Raw genomic sequence first — 15,474 nt, forward strand, 5'->3', positions numbered from 1 at the left:
CGCGCGGCGTTGAAGGACCGACTTGCCAGCGGTACGCGCTATGCCTTCGGCACGAAAGGCCCCGGACGACGGCCGGCGCCCTGGCGTTCGACCATCCAGCCGGGATATTCGGCGGGTAGTGCGCTCACTTCGTCAAGCCTGGCGAGATCGTCGGCATCGAGCTTGAGGCTGGTGGCGGCAAGGTTCTGCTCGAGCTGGTCCATGCGGCTGGCGCCGATGATCACGCTCATCACGAAAGGCTTTGCCAGGACATAGCCGAGCGCCACGGTCGCGACGCCGACATCATGCTTCTCGGCGACCTCCCGCATGACGGCGACCGCCGCCCAGGCGCGGTCCTCGTTGACCGGCGGGAAGTTGAAGGACGCGCGGCGGCCCTCGCCATTACCCGGCGCGCCGGGCCCATATTTGCCGGACAGCAGCCCGCCAGCCATCGGCGACCACACCATCAGGCCGAGCTTCTCCTCGTTGATCAGCGGCACGATCTCGCGTTCGAGGTCGCGTCCGGCGATCGAATAATAGGACTGGACGGTCTCGAAGCGGGCAAAGCCCTTGCGGTCGGCGATGCCGAGCGCCTTGGCGATGCGCCAAGCCTGCCAGTTGGAGACACCGACATAGCGGACCTTGCCGCTGGAGACGAGATCATCAAGTGCCCGCAGCGTCTCGTCGATCGGCGTCACCGCATCGGTGCCGTGCAACTGGTAGAGATCGATATGGTCGAGCTGCAGCCGCTCCAAGCTGGCGTCGACCGAATCCATGATATGGCCGCGCGAGGAGCCGCGCTGGTTTGGTCCCTCACCCATGGCGCCGTGGACCTTGGTGGCGATGACCACGTTTGACCGGGCAACACCGAGATCCCTAAGCGACTGACCAAGCAGGCGTTCGGACTCACCGACGGAATAGACGTCGGCCGTGTCGAAGAAGTTGACGCCGGCGGCGATCGAGCGGCCGACGATTTCGTTGACGCCCTTCTGGTCGAGGCTGGCGATCAGGCCCCATTGGGCGTTCTGGCCGGCGGCGCCGAAGGTCATGGTGCCGAGGCAAAGTTCGGAGACGAATAGCCCCGTGTTTCCAAGCTGATTGTAACGCATCGTGAGACTCCAGGAGGATGTGCGGTGACATCAACGCAAATAGGAACGGCACGTTTCGTTTCAAGCACTGGTATAATGGTGCTTGTGGATCAGGCCCAGCGATACGACTCATGACGCGGCAAGCTGGAAATTCGGACTACCGGCTTCCAAAAATCGCCGAACCGACCCTGACGCTGGTGGCGCCAAAGGCGATCGCGGTCTCGTAGTCGCCGGACATGCCCATCGACAGTCTGGCGACCCCGGCTTCCTTGCCGAGTTTCTCCAACAAGGCGAAGTAGGGGCCGGGGTTCTCGTCCGCCGGCGGGATGCACATCAGGCCCTCGATGCCGAGGCCGTGAACTTCCCGGCAGCGTCTGACGAAGGCGACCGCCTCGCGCGGTTCGATGCCGGCTTTCTGCGGTTCGGAACCGGTGTTCACCTGGATATAGAGTTTTGGCGCACGGCCTTGCCGGCCAATTTCCTTGGCGAGCTCCGCGGCGATCTTGTCGCGGTCGACCGTCTCGATGACCTCGAACAGAGCCACCGCTTCCCTCGCCTTGTTCGACTGCAGCGGACCGATCAGGTGCAGTTCGATGTCGGGGAAAGCTTCCTTCAGGTCAGGCCATTTGCCTTGCGCTTCCTGCACGCGGTTTTCGCCGAAGACGCGCTGGCCGGCCTCGATGACCGGGCCTATGTCGGCGGCGTCGAAGGTCTTGGAGACTGCCACCAGCGTCACCGCGCCGGCTTTACGGCCGGCCTCCCGCTCGGCGGCGGCGATCTTCGCCTTGACCGCGAAAAACTGCTGAACGGTGTCGCCCATATGCAAATCCCGCTGTTTTGACCCGCGTTTTTGTCAGCCGCGATGCCCATATGGTTGACGGGTTTGCCAAACCATGGTGAACACCCGGACCACATTTCATGAACTGCCGGGCTCTTGCCCGCAGTCCGCATGCTTTTAAGTGAAAAACGTCCCATGGCAACCGAACGATACAACCCGCGCGCGTCAGAACCCAAATGGCAGAAGGCCTGGGCCGAGAAGAAGCTTTTCGAAGCGCACAATGACGATCCGCGTCCGAAATACTACGTGCTGGAAATGTTCCCCTATCCGTCGGGGCGCATCCATATCGGCCATACCCGCAATTACACGATGGGCGACGTGGTGGCCCGCTACAAGCGCGCCAAGGGTTTCAACGTGCTGCATCCGATGGGCTGGGATGCCTTCGGCATGCCGGCTGAGAACGCCGCGATGCAGAACAAGGTGCATCCCAAGGAATGGACCTACCAGAACATCGCCGCCATGCGCGAGCAGCTCAAGGTGATGGGCCTGTCGCTGGACTGGGCGCGCGAATTCGCCACCTGCGACGTCGATTACTACCACCGCCAGCAGATGCTGTTCCTCGACTTCGTCGAGAAGGGGCTGGTGACGCGCAAATCCTCCAAGGTCAACTGGGATCCGGAGGACATGACGGTGCTCGCCAACGAGCAGGTCATCGACGGGCGCGGCTGGCGCTCCGGTGCGCTGGTTGAACAGCGCGAGCTGACGCAATGGTTCTTCAAGATCACCGACTTTGCCCAGGATTTGCTGGATTCATTGGACGGTCTCGACGAGTGGCCCGAAAAAGTGAAGCTGATGCAGCAGAACTGGATCGGCCGTTCGGAGGGCCTGCTGATCCGCTGGCCGCTGGCCTCGGAAATCTCCGGCGAGCATGAGCTGGAAGTCTACACGACAAGGCCGGATACCATTTTCGGCGCCTCGTTCATGGCAATCGCCGCCGATCATCCGCTGGCCAAGAAGGCCGCGGAGACCAATCCGGCCCTGGCGAAGTTCATCGACGAAGTGCGCCATATGGGCACTTCGGTGGCGGCGCTCGAGACGGCCGAGAAGAAGGGCTTCGACACCGGCATCCGCGTCGTCCATCCCTTCGACGATAGCTGGACGCTGCCTGTCTACGTCGCCAATTTCGTGCTGATGGAGTACGGCACCGGCGCCATCTTCGGCTGTCCGGCGCATGACCAGCGCGACCTCGACTTCGCCAACAAATACAGCCTGCCGGTGGTGCCGGTGGTGATGCCTGATGGCGCCGATGCCAAGACGTTCCAGATCGTCGACGAGGCCTATGTCGACGATGGCGCGATGATCAATTCGCGGTTCCTCGACGGCATGACGCCGGACAGCGCTTTCGATGAAGTCGCCAGGCTGCTGGAGCAAAAGACCATCGGCAACCGGCCAATGGCCGAGCGCAAGGTGAATTTCCGCCTGCGCGACTGGGGCATTTCGCGCCAGCGCTACTGGGGCTGCCCGATCCCGATGATCCATTGCGAGGATTGCGGCGTGGTGCCGGTGCCGAAGGCCGATCTGCCGGTCAAGCTGCCCGACGATGTCGATTTCGACCGGCCAGGCAATCCGCTCGACCGTCACCCGACCTGGCGGCATGTGAAGTGCCCGCAATGCGGCAAGGACGCGCGGCGCGAAACCGACACGATGGACACGTTCGTGGATTCGTCCTGGTATTTCGCCCGCTTCACCGCGCCCTGGGCGCATGAACCGACCGATCCCAAGGCAGCGAACGAGTGGCTGGCGGTCGACCAATATATTGGCGGCATCGAGCATGCGATCCTGCATTTGCTCTATTCGCGTTTCTTCACCCGCGCCATGCGCGAGACCGGCCATGTTGCCCTGGCCGAGCCGTTCAAGGGCCTGTTCACGCAAGGCATGGTGGTTCACGAAACCTACCGTGTCGGCTCGGCGTCGAATGGGCGCTGGCTGGCGCCGACCGAGGTTCGTCTGGAAGACGTCGAAGGCAAGCGCCGCGCCATCGACGTCGCCACCGGGGAGGCGGTCACCATCGGCCCGCTCGAGAAGATGTCGAAGTCGAAGAAGAACACGGTGAGTCCGGAAGACATCACCGATGGCTACGGCGCCGACACGGCGCGCTGGTTCATGCTGTCGGATTCGCCGCCCGAGCGCGATGTCGAGTGGACCGACGACGGTGCCGCCGGCGCGCATCGCTTCATGCAGCGCATCTGGCGGTTGGTGTCGACGGCGGCCGAGACGCTGGCAGGGGTTGCGCCCGAGGCGGCCAATGACGGCGAGGCCGGGGCGGTTTCCAAGGCCGCGCACAAGATCCTGAAGGCGGTCGGCGAAGACATCGAGAAGCTCGCCTTCAACCGCGCCATTGCTCGCATCTATGAACTTGCCAACGCGCTGACAGCCCCGCTCAACGAAGTGGCGGAAGGCAAGGCCGTTCCGGCGCTGAAAAGCGCCTGCCGCGAGGCGGTCGAGATCATGGTGCATCTGATCGCGCCCGTGATGCCGCACCTGGCCGAAGAGTGCTGGGAGACGCTGGGCGGCGTCGATCTGGTGGCCGAACGGCCGTGGCCGGTCTTCGATCCGGCACTGGTCGTCGACAACGAAGTCACCTATCCGGTGCAGGTCAACGGCAAGAAGCGGGGGGATTTGACAATTGCCCGCGACGCGGACCAAGGTGCGGTCGAAAAAGCGGTCTTGGCTCTCGACTTCGTGCAGAAAGCACTTGAAGGTAAGGCTCCGCGCAAGGTGATCATCGTGCCGCAGAGGATCGTCAATGTCGTTGCCTGATCGGGAAAAGACAGAGCTGGGCCGTCTGCTGCGCCGCATCGCGCTTGCCGGCCTCGTCGGTTCGCTGGCGCTCATTTCGGCCTGTCAGGTGCGGCCGCTCTATTCGAGCGCGCCGTTGTCGACGGGCTCGACCGCCAATGCCGAGATGGCATCGATCGCCGTCAAGCCGGTCCGGACGCGCTATGCCCAGCAGGTGCGTAACAATCTGATCTTCGGGTTCGGGCGCGGCGCAGGCGAGCCCGCCTCGCCGCTTTATTCCCTCGACCTCGGCGTGAGCGAAGGCGTTGAATCCTCGGCGCTGGTACAGAATGGAACCGATCAGGACGAGCCGACCGCCGGTTCGGTGACGTTGACCGCGGGCTACACGCTGACCGATGTGAAAACCGGCGCGGTGATCGCCGTCGGCAAGCGGGCGATCACCTCGTCCTTCGACAGGCCGCGTCAGGAGTTTGCCTCCTACCGGGCGCAGATCGACGCCGAGAACCGCGCCGCGCGCGAACTGGCTGAAGCCCTGCAGCTGTCGATCGCCCAGGATCTGGCCCGGCACGGCAAGGCGGCCAGCTAGCGCGTTCGCCGTCTCAAAAGAGGGCCGAACGCCCTCTCTCATTCTCTCGATATCCTGATCCTGTGTCCGGCGATGGAAATGCGCCGGCAGCCGGGCTTTTGGCGCCATGTGAATGCTGTCCGCGGGTTTTTCACGTGACCAAGGTTCGCTCCGCTTTCCAGGCCAGCGCTTCGCCGCGAAAGATGCGTCTCGATCGCTCCAGCGACGCTGACGGGAAGCAACTGTTAACCACTCGCTCCCTATTGCTCGGCAGTCGTTTCACAGTGAGTCTTGAGCATGGAAGCCAGGCGTTTTTCTCGGATCAATTCGTTGCACACAGCTGCGCCCGATGACCCCCAAGGAGAGCGTTCCGGCGGCCCGCGCGGCAAGGTCGATGTCCGCCAGTCCGGCGCTTCTTTCCCGCAGGGTGGCGACACCGAAAGCCCGGCGTGGCAGGAGTATTTTTTCCTTGCGCCCAATGTGCGTTTTACACGCACGCCGGACTATGAGCCAAAGCACCGCCAACCGCAGGACGACGTTGCCGGGCAGGACGCACGGCAGGCGCTCCCGACGCAGCAGGTCGGTCCTGGCACCGTCATGCATCGCGGACCGGCACCGGCCGGGCCCGCTCAGCCGGCGCGTAGCGGCGAGACGGCGAAAGGCGTTGCCCCGGCGGCTCTAAAGGTGCCAGCAACGGCACGGGCGGCCACGCGCCCGGCGCCCGTTGGCGGGAATGGCGCGCCGGTCAAAGCAGCCCCCGCTGAAAAAGCGCGGCGGCCCTATCTTTCGGATCACGCCTTCTTCGAGGGCTTGGCGCCGCTTCTGGTCGACGTGACGCCCGCCCGCCAAGTCAGCCCGGTCCCGCGTGCACCGGTGCCGGCTCCGCCGGTTGCCGCCGCCCGGGCCGATGTCTCAGGACCGGCGGTGGCCGATGTCACCGCCTTGTTCCGTGTCATCGAATGCCTTCCTGGCCAGGTTCCACCTGCCCTGCCGGACGTCTTTCCGGCCAACTCCAACAAGGTGGTGGTCGAGCCGGCCGTCCCGGCGGGCAGAGCCGCCCGGCTGGGTCGGACAACGGCCGCGACGGCGCCTGCCGCAGCCAGCGCCGCCCCGGCGCCACTTTTGCAACGCGTGGAGGAAACCGTTCCCGCCGTGCGTTCGCCGTCGCTGCCCATGGCCGGAAAGGTTGTGCAGCCGGTGACGGGCGAAGGCTACGCGCTTCCCTCGGAGGAGCTGCTGCAACAGCCGCCGGAAGGGCAGGGCTTCTACATGTCGCAGGAGCGGCTCGAGCAGAATGCCGATCTCCTGGAAAGCGTGCTGGAGGATTTCGGCGTGCGCGGCGAGATCATCCATGTTCGCCCCGGCCCGGTCGTTACCCTTTACGAGTTCGAACCGGCGCCCGGCGTCAAATCCTCCCGCGTGATTGGTCTCGCCGACGATATCGCTCGCTCCATGTCGGCGGTCTCGGCGCGCGTCGCCGTGGTGCCCGGCCGCAATGTCATCGGCATCGAGTTGCCGAACGAGACACGCGAGACCGTCTATTTCCGTGAACTGATCGAATCGCAGGGCTTCCGCAAGACCAGCTGCAAGCTGGCGCTTTGCCTTGGCAAGACGATCGGCGGCGAACCTGTCATCGCCGAGCTGGCGAAAATGCCGCATCTGCTCGTCGCCGGCACCACCGGGTCCGGCAAGTCGGTCGCCATCAACACCATGATCCTGTCGCTGCTCTACCGGCTGAAACCGGAAGAATGCCGGCTGATCATGGTCGACCCGAAGATGCTCGAACTATCAGTCTATGACGGTATCCCGCACCTTCTGACGCCCGTCGTCACCGATCCCAAGAAGGCGGTTACCGCGCTCAAATGGGCGGTGCGCGAGATGGAAGACCGCTATCGCAAGATGGCGCGGCTCGGCGTGCGCAACATCGACGGCTACAATGAGCGTGCCGCCACTGCCCGCGACAAGGGCGAGACGGTCGTCATGACCGTGCAGGCCGGCTTCGAGAAGGGGACCGGCGAGCCGCTGTTCGAACAGCAGGAGATCGACCTCGCGCCGATGCCCTACATCGTCGTCATCGTCGACGAGATGGCCGACCTGATGATGGTCGCCGGCAAGGAGATCGAAGGCGCCATCCAGCGCCTGGCGCAGATGGCGCGCGCCGCCGGGATCCACCTGATCATGGCAACGCAGCGGCCTTCCGTCGACGTCATCACCGGCACGATCAAGGCCAACTTCCCGACCCGCATCTCCTTCCAGGTCACCTCCAAGATCGACAGCCGCACCATTTTGGGCGAGCAGGGTGCCGAGCAGCTGCTCGGCCAGGGCGACATGCTGCACATGATGGGCGGCGGGCGCATCGCCCGCGTGCACGGCCCCTTTGTGTCCGACGCCGAGGTCGAGCATGTCGTGGCGCATTTGAAGGCGCAGGGCCGCCCCGAATATCTGGAGACCGTAACGGCCGACGAGGATGAAGAGGAAGAGGAAGACGACCAGGGAGCGGTCTTCGACAAGGGAGCCGTTGCCGCCGAGGACGGCGATTCCAGCTATGACGAGGCGGTCAAGGTGGTGTTGCGCGACAAGAAATGTTCGACGTCCTACATCCAGCGCCGCCTTGGCATCGGCTACAACCGCGCCGCTTCACTGGTCGAGCGGATGGAGAAGGAGGGTCTGGTCGGCGCACCGAACCATGTCGGCAAGCGCGAGATCATGGCGGGCAGGCGCCCGCCGGCAACCATACCTGGGGATGACGGCACGGATCGATCGGCCCCTTGATCCGCAACGCATAAAAAGGCCGGTTGCCCGGCCTTTTTCGTATCGGGCATAAGCTCGCTCAGCCGATTTTCTGGCCGGTCTTTGCCCAGTCGGCGAGGAAGGCGGCAAGGCCCTTGTCGGTCAGCGGGTGATTGACCAGCGCCTTCAGGGTCGCGGGTGGCGCGGTGACGATATCGGCGCCGATGAGCGCCGCCTGCTTCACGTGGTTCACTGTGCGCACGGAAGCGGTCAGGATCTCGGTCTGGAAATCGTAATTGTCGTAGATCTGACGGATCTCCTGGATCACTTCCATGCCGTCAGAGCCGGTATCGTCGATGCGGCCGACGAAGGGCGAGATGAAGGAGGCGCCTGCCTTGGCGGCGAGCAGCGCCTGGTTGGCCGAGAAGCACAGCGTGACGTTGACCATGCGGTTCATCTCGGTGCGGATCGTCTTGCAGGCCTTCAATCCGTCCAGCGTCAACGGCACCTTGATGGCGACATTCGGTGCGATCTTGGCCAGCACCTCGGCCTCGGCCATCATCTGCTTGTATTCGGTCGCCACGACTTCCGCGGAAACCGGGCCTTCGACGATGTCGCAGATCTGCTTGGTGACCTCGGCGATTTTGCCGCCCGATTTCAGGATCAGCGACGGGTTGGTGGTGACGCCGTCGAGCAACCCCAGATCGATCAGTTCACGGATTTCCTTGATATCGGCTGTGTCGGCAAAAAATTTCATGGCGGTCTCCTGACGATTTCGTGGCGCCTGCGAAGGCACGTTCAGCGTTGCCCTTTGATCTAGAGCAAAGTCGGGGCAAGGTCACGCCTCATGATCGAAGATTCGCCCTTTGTCGCAGCCGCACCGGTGCTGGTGCCGATGCCGGCCGAACGCCCCTACACCTATGCCGTGCCGGCCGGCATGCGGGTGGTGCCGGGTTCGATCGTGCGCGTGCCGCTCGGGCCGCGCCAGGTCGCGGGCATCGTCTGGGACGGCGTGGTCGAGCAGGTCGATGCGAGGAAATTGCGCCCGATCGAACAGGTTTTCGACTGTCCGCCGATCGATCGCGCCATGCGCCGCTTCGTCGACTGGGTGGCGCAATACACGCTGTCGGCGCCGGGCATGGTGGCGCGCATGCTGTTGCGTGCGCCGGAAGCCTTCGATCCCGAACCCTGGATCGAAGGGCTGCAGCGGACGCTCGTCATGCCCGATCGGATGACGGATGCGAGGACGCGGGTGCTGGAGACAGCCGAAGGCGGGCTGGCCTGGACGCGCTCGGGGCTGGCGCATGCCGCCGGCGTGTCGTCGACGGTGATCGAGGGGCTGAAAGCGCAAGGCGTGTTCGAAACGGTGATGATCCCGCCACGCCCGGTGGTGGCCGCACCCGACCCAAGCTATGCCGTGCCGGATCTGATGCCGGACCAGAACGACGCCGCGTCGATGCTGCGCGCCAATGTCGCGGCCGGTGCGTTCAATGTCGCGCTGCTTGACGGCGTCACCGGGTCCGGCAAGACGGAGGTCTATTTCGAGGCGGTGGCGGCCGCGCTCGATCAGGGAAAACAGGTGCTGATCCTGCTGCCCGAAATCGCGCTGACCCATGCTTTCCTCGAACGCTTCCAGCAGCGCTTCGGTGCCAAGCCGGGGGAATGGCATTCCGATCTGCCGCCCAGGATGCGCGAAAAAGTCTGGCGGCAAGTGGCGGAAGGGGGCGTGCGTGTCGTCGCCGGCGCACGCTCGGCGCTGTTCCTGCCGTTCAAGGAACTTGGCCTGATCGTCGTCGACGAGGAGCACGACCCGGCCTACAAGCAGGAAGACCGCGTCTTCTACAATGCGCGCGACATGGCTGTCGTGCGCGGGCATATTGGCGGCTTTCCGGTGGTGCTGGCGTCGGCGACGCCGTCGGTCGAAAGCCGGGTCAACGCAAGCCAGGGCCGCTACGCCAGGGCTGTTCTTTCCGCCCGCTTCGCTGAGGCGGCACTTCCCGATCTCAAGTCGATCGACATGCGCCGCGCGCCGCCGGCCCGTGGCGGCTTCCTGTCGCCGGTGCTGATCGACCATATGCGCAAGACGCTGGAGAAGCAGGAACAGTCGCTGCTGTTCCTCAACCGGCGCGGCTATGCGCCGCTGACGCTGTGCCGGGTCTGCGGCCATCGCTTCGGTTGCTCGGTGTGCTCGGCCTGGCTGGTCGAGCACCGCTTTCGCGGCCAGTTGGTGTGTCATCATTGCGGTCACAATGAGCGCCGTCCGGAAGCCTGCCCCGAATGCGGCACGCTCGACCACCTGGTCGCTTGCGGGCCGGGGGTCGAGCGCATCGCCGAAGAGGTCGTCACGCATTTCCCGGACGCGCGTACCATCGTGCTGTCGTCGGATATAATGGGGGGTGTACGACGGTTGCGGCTGGAACTGGAGGCTATAGCCAACGGCGAGGCCGATATCGTCATCGGCACGCAACTGGTCGCCAAGGGTCATAATTTCCCGAACATGACGCTGGTCGGCGTCGTCGATGCCGATCTGGGCCTTGCCAATGGCGATCCGCGCGCCGCCGAGCGCACCTTCCAGCTGCTCAGCCAGGTGACCGGCCGTGCCGGCCGCACCGGCAAGAAGAGCCTTGGCCTGCTGCAGACCTTCCAGCCCGACCATCCGGTGATGCGGGCGATCGTCTCCGGCGATGCCGAGTCTTTCTACCAGCGCGAGATTTCAGAGCGCGAACGCGCTGCCTTGCCGCCCTTCGGCCGGCTGGCAGGCGTCATCGTCAGCGCGGTGACGCGGGCGGAAGCGGAAGGCCATGCACGCGGCCTGCGCCGCTCCGCACCGGAGGCGCCGGATCTGTTCGTGCTCGGGCCGGCGGAAGCGCCATTATCGTTGCTCGGCGGTCGCCACCGCTTCCGCCTGCTGATCCAGGGCGAACGGCGCGCCGACATGCAGAGCTTCATCCGCACCATGCTGGCCAACGGGCCGAAACAGCGCGGCTCGGTTCGGGTGCAGGTGGACATCGACCCGCAGAGCTTTTTGTAGGAACACAAATTCAGCTACAGCTGCCTCGACGAGAGAAACGGAAGATCTCATGAAAACCCTCGGCCTGCTCGGCGGCATGAGCTGGGAATCGACCGCCATCTACTACCGCCTGCTCAACGAGATCGTGCGCGAGCGGCTGGGCGGTCTGCATTCGGCGAGGCTGCTGCTCTGGTCGTTCGATTTCGCCGAGATCGCCGAACGGCAGCATGATGGCGACTGGGACGGTGCCGGTGCGCTGCTGATCGATGCCGCACACAAACTTGAGGCCGGCGGTGCGGAGGGCCTGCTTCTGTGCACCAACACCATGCACAGACTGGCCGACCAGGTGCAGGCGGCTGTGTCGATCCCGCTGATCCATATCGCCGACGCCACCGCGGCCACGGTCAGGCAGGCCGGCCTGCGGCGGCCGGCGCTGCTGGCAACGCGGTTCACCATGGAGCAGGACTTCTACAAGGGCCGGCTTGCCGACAAATATGGCCTGTCGCCAGTGGTGCCGGATTCGGCCGGGCGCGACATGGTGCATCGTGTCATCTACGAGGAACTCTGTCAGGGCATCGTCACCGAAGCCTCGAAGGCGGCCTATGTCGCCGAGGCAAACCGCTTGCGCCGCGACGAAGCCGCCGACAGCCTGATCATGGGCTGCACCGAGATCACCATGCTCATCGGCCAGGATGATTTCGACATCCCGGTTTTCGACACGACGCGCATCCATGCCGGGGCGGCGGTGGAATTCGCACTCGCTTGATGCGCGTCTCCTAAAGTGGCTGAAGCCATCTGGCGCCGGCTCTTTCCTTCGCTAGAATGTCAGCGACTTTCAAAACAGGCATTTCGAGGGGACACGATGGATTTTGCGCTTCCATGGCCGACGAGCCAGGGCGAATGGCTGGCCTGGTCGAGCGCGGCCTTCACCGTGCTGCTCGGCCTTCTGTTTTTCCTGGCGCCGGGGCTGGCGTTCCGTATCCTGCGCCTGCAGGCGAAACCCGAGAAGGCGGCGGCGATCGCCGAGGGGCGCGGCCGCATGTCGGGCTTCTATCTCGGAGTCGGCCTGTGCTGCATCCTGCTCGCGCAGCCCCTGGTCTACATGGCGCTCGGGTTTTCCTGGCTGTTCACCGCATTCGGCCGGCTGCTGTCGATGATGTCGGATGGCGCCAATACACCTTTCAATTGGGTTTCCATTGTGGTGGAATTGGCGCTCGCGGCCTTGCCGCTCGCCTTTGCCTTCGGCTTTGTGCCCTGAATCCTGGGGTATTCAGGTGCGCAGGACGCTGATCTTTCGCCGGATGCGACAATAGTGCCTGAAAACCATGCGGAACGACGCATTGCGGTCTTAAAATGCCTGTGCTAGACGGCAATCGACTTTCGGCCGGGGATAGCGGAAGCCGCGCCTCCGTGCTTGGAAAAATGCAGTAAGGTCAAAGATTTAGCCAGAGTTTTTGCTCGCGCCAACAATCTGCGGCCTGTCAGACAAGAGAAAAGACGGTCCGTGGCTCAATCGTCATCGCCAATCTCAGGTGTCGCAGAACGCTATGCCGGTTCGCTGTTCGAACTGGCATCGCAGGCAAATTCCGTGGCCAAGGTCGAGGCCGACCTCACCAGTTTCGAGGCCATGCTCGCGGGCAGTGCCGACCTGGCCCGGCTGATCAACAGCCCGGTATTCTCCAGCGAGGACCAGGCCAAGGCCATCGGGGCGATCGCCGACAAGGCCGGCATCACCGGCCTGACCGGCAATTTCCTGCGCGTCGTCGCCAAGAACCGCCGCCTGTTCGCGGTGCCCGGCATGATCAAGGCGTTCCGCCAGATCGCCGCTGAACACCGTGGCGAGGCTGCCGCCGAGGTGACGTCGGCTCATGAGCTGACCGCGGCCCAGCAGACCGAACTCAAGGCGGCGCTGAAGGGCGTTGCCGGCAAGGACGTGGCCATCTCCGTCACCATCGATCCGTCGCTGCTCGGCGGGCTGGTGGTCAAGATGGGCTCGCGCCAGATCGATACGTCGCTCAAAACCAAACTCAATTCGCTCAAGCTTGCACTGAAAGAGGTCGGCTGATGGACATCCGCGCCGCGGAAATTTCCGCAATTCTGAAAGACCAGATCAAGAATTTCGGCAAGGAGGCCGAGGTCTCCGAAGTCGGACAGGTGCTGTCCGTCGGTGACGGTATCGCCCGCGTCTATGGCCTCGACAATGTGCAGGCCGGCGAAATGGTCGAGTTCCCCGGCGGCATCCGCGGCATGGCGCTCAACCTCGAAGCCGACAATGTCGGCGTCGTCATCTTCGGTGCCGACCGCGACATCAAGGAAGGCGACATCGTCAAGCGCACCGGCGCCATCGTCGACGTTCCCGTCGGCCCCGGCCTGCTCGGCCGCGTCGTCGACGCGCTCGGCAACCCGATCGACGGCAAGGGCCCGATCAAGGCGACCGAACGCAAGCGTGTCGACGTGAAGGCGCCGGGCATCATTCCGCGCAAATCGGTCAACGAGCCGATGTCGACCGGTCTCAAGGCCATCGACGCGCTGATCCCGGTCGGCCGCGGCCAGCGCGAGCTGGTCATCGGTGACCGCCAGACCGGCAAGACCGCCATCATCCTCGACACGATGCTCAACCAGAAGTCGGTGCACGACAACGGCCCGGAAAAGGAAAAGCTCTACTGCGTCTATGTCGCCGTCGGCCAGAAGCGTTCGACGGTCGCGCAGTTCGTCAAGGTTCTGGAAGAGCGCGGCGCGCTCGAATATTCGATCATCATCGCCGCCACAGCTTCCGACCCGGCGCCGATGCAGTTCCTGGCGCCGTTCGCCGGCTGCACCATGGGCGAATATTTCCGCGACAACGGCATGCATGCGCTGATCAGCTATGACGATCTGTCGAAGCAGGCTGTCGCCTATCGCCAGATGTCGCTGTTGCTGCGCCGCCCGCCGGGCCGCGAAGCCTATCCCGGCGACGTCTTCTACCTGCACTCGCGCCTGCTCGAGCGCGCCGCCAAGCTCAACGACGATCTGGGTGGCGGATCGCTGACCGCCCTGCCGATCATCGAGACGCAGGCCAACGACGTGTCGGCCTATATCCCGACCAACGTGATCTCGATCACCGACGGCCAGATATTCCTCGAAACCAACCTGTTCTTCCAGGGCATCCGTCCGGCCGTCAACGTCGGCCTGTCGGTCAGCCGCGTCGGCTCGGCCGCGCAGATCAAGGCGATGAAGCAGGTCGCCGGCTCGATCAAGGGCGAGCTCGCGCAGTACCGCGAAATGGCGGCCTTCGCGCAGTTCGGCTCGGATCTAGACGCCGCCACGCAGCGCCTGCTCAACCGCGGATCGCGCCTGACCGAACTCTTGAAGCAGCCGCAGTTCTCGCCGCTGAAGACGGAAGAGCAGGTCGCGGTGATCTTTGCCGGCGTCAACGGCTATCTCGACAAGCTGCCGGTCAACCAGGTCGGCAAGTTCGAGCACGGCCTGCTCAGCCACATGCGTGCGGCGGGCAAGGACGTTCTCGATGCCATCCGCAAGGAAAAGGCGCTTTCGGACGATCTGCGCGCCAAGCTCAAGGCCAAGATCGACGCCTTCGCCAAGACCTTCGCCTAAGCGAAGCGCCAGTCCGGATGAGACAAGACGGGATCAGGTTTGAAGCATGCCTTCATTAAAAGACCTTCGTAACCGTATCGCCTCGGTCAAGGCGACGCAGAAGATCACCAAGGCGATGCAGATGGTCGCCGCGGCGAAGCTGCGCCGTGCGCAAGAGGCAGCGGAAGCGGCGCGCCCCTATTCGGAGCGCATGGGTTCCGTGCTGGCCAACATCACCCAGGCGATCGGCGGTGGCGGCGATGCCCCGGCGCTGATGACGGGCACCGGCAAGGACGCCGTGCATCTGCTCGTGGTCTGCACCGCCGAGCGCGGCCTGTGCGGCGGCTTCAATTCGCAGATCGCCCGTCTTGCCCGCGATCACATCCGCCGGCTTCTGGCCGACGGCAAGCAGGTCAAGATCATCTGCGTCGGCAAGAAGGGCTTCGACATCCTGCGCCGCGACTATGCATCGATGATCATCGACCGTGTCGATCTGCGCGAGGTCAAGACGCTCGGCTTCGTCAATGCCGACGCGATCGCCAAGAAGGTCATCCATCTCTTCAACGAGGGCGCCTTCGACATCTGCACGCTGTTCTATTCGCAGTTCAGGTCGGTGATCAGCCAGATCCCGACCGCGCAGCAGATCATCCCGGCCAGCGCCGCTTCGGCTCCAGCCGCGGCGGTGGATGGCGGCAGCGCCGTCTATGAATATGAGCCGGAGCCGGGCGAAATCCTCTCCGACCTCATCCCGCGCAACATCTCCGTGCAGGTTTTCCGGGCGCTGCTCGAAAACGCCGCCGGCGAAATGGGCGCCAAGATGAGCGCCATGGACAATGCGACGCGCAACGCCGGCGAGATGATCAACAAGCTGTCGATCACCTACAACCGCCAGCGGCAGGCGCAGATCACCAAGGAACTGATCGAAATCATTTCGGGCGCCGAGGCGCTCTAG

12 protein-coding genes are annotated in these 15,474 nt (G+C 64.2%); 9 read left to right on the plus strand and 3 right to left on the minus strand.

From position 1 onward, the window contains the following. Positions 1-38: 38 nt before the first annotated feature. Entirely contained in the window at positions 39-1,088 is a 1,050-nt protein-coding gene (locus FJ950_RS09175; protein ID WP_015315159.1) for an aldo/keto reductase, read from the minus strand. A 136-nt stretch (positions 1,089-1,224) separates the two neighbouring features. Further along, positions 1,225-1,887, minus strand: a complete 663-nt coding sequence (locus tag FJ950_RS09180; RefSeq protein ID WP_140616572.1) for a YggS family pyridoxal phosphate-dependent enzyme — start codon at positions 1,885-1,887, stop codon at positions 1,225-1,227. Between the two features lie 153 nt (positions 1,888-2,040). Between FJ950_RS09180 and leuS the strand changes: the two genes are divergently transcribed. From leuS to FJ950_RS09195, 3 genes are all read left to right on the plus strand, one after another. Further along, the gene (gene leuS / locus FJ950_RS09185; protein WP_140616573.1) at positions 2,041-4,665 is read left to right on the plus strand and encodes a leucine--tRNA ligase; all 2,625 of its coding nucleotides are present in this window, start codon (positions 2,041-2,043) and stop codon (positions 4,663-4,665) included. After that, positions 4,652-5,230, plus strand: coding sequence for an LPS assembly lipoprotein LptE (locus tag FJ950_RS09190; protein ID WP_015315162.1), 579 nt, complete (start codon positions 4,652-4,654; stop codon positions 5,228-5,230). The genes leuS and FJ950_RS09190 overlap by 14 nt, the downstream gene beginning before the upstream one ends. A gap of 276 nt (positions 5,231-5,506) precedes the next feature. Then, positions 5,507-7,981: a DNA translocase FtsK gene (locus FJ950_RS09195; RefSeq protein WP_140616574.1), complete on the plus strand. Its 2,475-nt coding sequence runs from the start codon at positions 5,507-5,509 to the stop codon at positions 7,979-7,981. Between the two features lie 58 nt (positions 7,982-8,039). Here the strand turns inward: FJ950_RS09195 and fsa are convergent, their stop codons facing one another. Further along, a complete protein-coding gene (gene fsa, locus FJ950_RS09200; RefSeq protein WP_015315164.1) occupies positions 8,040-8,696 on the minus strand; it encodes a fructose-6-phosphate aldolase in 657 nt (218 codons plus the stop codon). A gap of 90 nt (positions 8,697-8,786) precedes the next feature. Here fsa and FJ950_RS09205 point away from each other — a divergent pair, with 90 nt between their 5' ends. The 6 genes from FJ950_RS09205 (at position 8,787) to FJ950_RS09230 (ending at position 15,474) form a co-directional block, all read left to right on the plus strand. After that, entirely contained in the window at positions 8,787-10,970 is a 2,184-nt protein-coding gene (locus tag FJ950_RS09205; protein WP_140616575.1) for a primosomal protein N', read from the plus strand. A gap of 49 nt (positions 10,971-11,019) precedes the next feature. Next, on the plus strand, positions 11,020-11,715 hold the full coding sequence (locus FJ950_RS09210; protein WP_140616576.1) for an aspartate/glutamate racemase family protein: 696 nt from the start codon (positions 11,020-11,022) through the stop codon (positions 11,713-11,715). A gap of 96 nt (positions 11,716-11,811) precedes the next feature. Beyond that, a complete protein-coding gene (locus FJ950_RS09215; protein ID WP_015315169.1) occupies positions 11,812-12,207 on the plus strand; it encodes a DUF4345 family protein in 396 nt (131 codons plus the stop codon). A 246-nt stretch (positions 12,208-12,453) separates the two neighbouring features. Continuing rightward, positions 12,454-13,014, plus strand: a complete 561-nt coding sequence (locus tag FJ950_RS09220; RefSeq protein ID WP_140616577.1) for a F0F1 ATP synthase subunit delta — start codon at positions 12,454-12,456, stop codon at positions 13,012-13,014. Beyond that, positions 13,014-14,543: a F0F1 ATP synthase subunit alpha gene (atpA, locus tag FJ950_RS09225; RefSeq protein WP_140616578.1), complete on the plus strand. Its 1,530-nt coding sequence runs from the start codon at positions 13,014-13,016 to the stop codon at positions 14,541-14,543. Before FJ950_RS09220 ends, atpA begins: the two co-directional genes overlap by 1 nt. Before the next feature lie 46 nt (positions 14,544-14,589). Then, entirely contained in the window at positions 14,590-15,474 is an 885-nt protein-coding gene (locus FJ950_RS09230) for a F0F1 ATP synthase subunit gamma (RefSeq protein WP_140616579.1), read from the plus strand.

The sequence above is a fragment of the Mesorhizobium sp. B2-3-14 genome (assembly GCF_006442175.1).
In the GTDB taxonomy this organism is placed as follows: domain Bacteria; phylum Pseudomonadota; class Alphaproteobacteria; order Rhizobiales; family Rhizobiaceae; genus Mesorhizobium; species Mesorhizobium australicum.

Bases quoted from the DNA above. Each gene is read 5' to 3' on its own strand.
- FJ950_RS09175 (WP_015315159.1), bottom strand. From the start codon at position 1,088: ATGCGTTACAATCAGCTTGGAAACACGGGGCTATTCGTCTCCGAACTT.
- FJ950_RS09180 (WP_140616572.1), bottom strand. From the start codon at position 1,887: ATGGGCGACACCGTTCAGCAGTTTTTCGCGGTCAAGGCGAAGATCGCC.
- leuS (WP_140616573.1), top strand. From the start codon at position 2,041: ATGGCAACCGAACGATACAACCCGCGCGCGTCAGAACCCAAATGGCAG.
- FJ950_RS09190 (WP_015315162.1), top strand. From the start codon at position 4,652: ATGTCGTTGCCTGATCGGGAAAAGACAGAGCTGGGCCGTCTGCTGCGC.
- FJ950_RS09195 (WP_140616574.1), top strand. From the start codon at position 5,507: ATGGAAGCCAGGCGTTTTTCTCGGATCAATTCGTTGCACACAGCTGCG.
- fsa (WP_015315164.1), bottom strand. From the start codon at position 8,696: ATGAAATTTTTTGCCGACACAGCCGATATCAAGGAAATCCGTGAACTG.
- FJ950_RS09205 (WP_140616575.1), top strand. From the start codon at position 8,787: ATGATCGAAGATTCGCCCTTTGTCGCAGCCGCACCGGTGCTGGTGCCG.
- FJ950_RS09210 (WP_140616576.1), top strand. From the start codon at position 11,020: ATGAAAACCCTCGGCCTGCTCGGCGGCATGAGCTGGGAATCGACCGCC.
- FJ950_RS09215 (WP_015315169.1), top strand. From the start codon at position 11,812: ATGGATTTTGCGCTTCCATGGCCGACGAGCCAGGGCGAATGGCTGGCC.
- atpA (WP_140616578.1), top strand. From the start codon at position 13,014: ATGGACATCCGCGCCGCGGAAATTTCCGCAATTCTGAAAGACCAGATC.
- FJ950_RS09230 (WP_140616579.1), top strand. From the start codon at position 14,590: ATGCCTTCATTAAAAGACCTTCGTAACCGTATCGCCTCGGTCAAGGCG.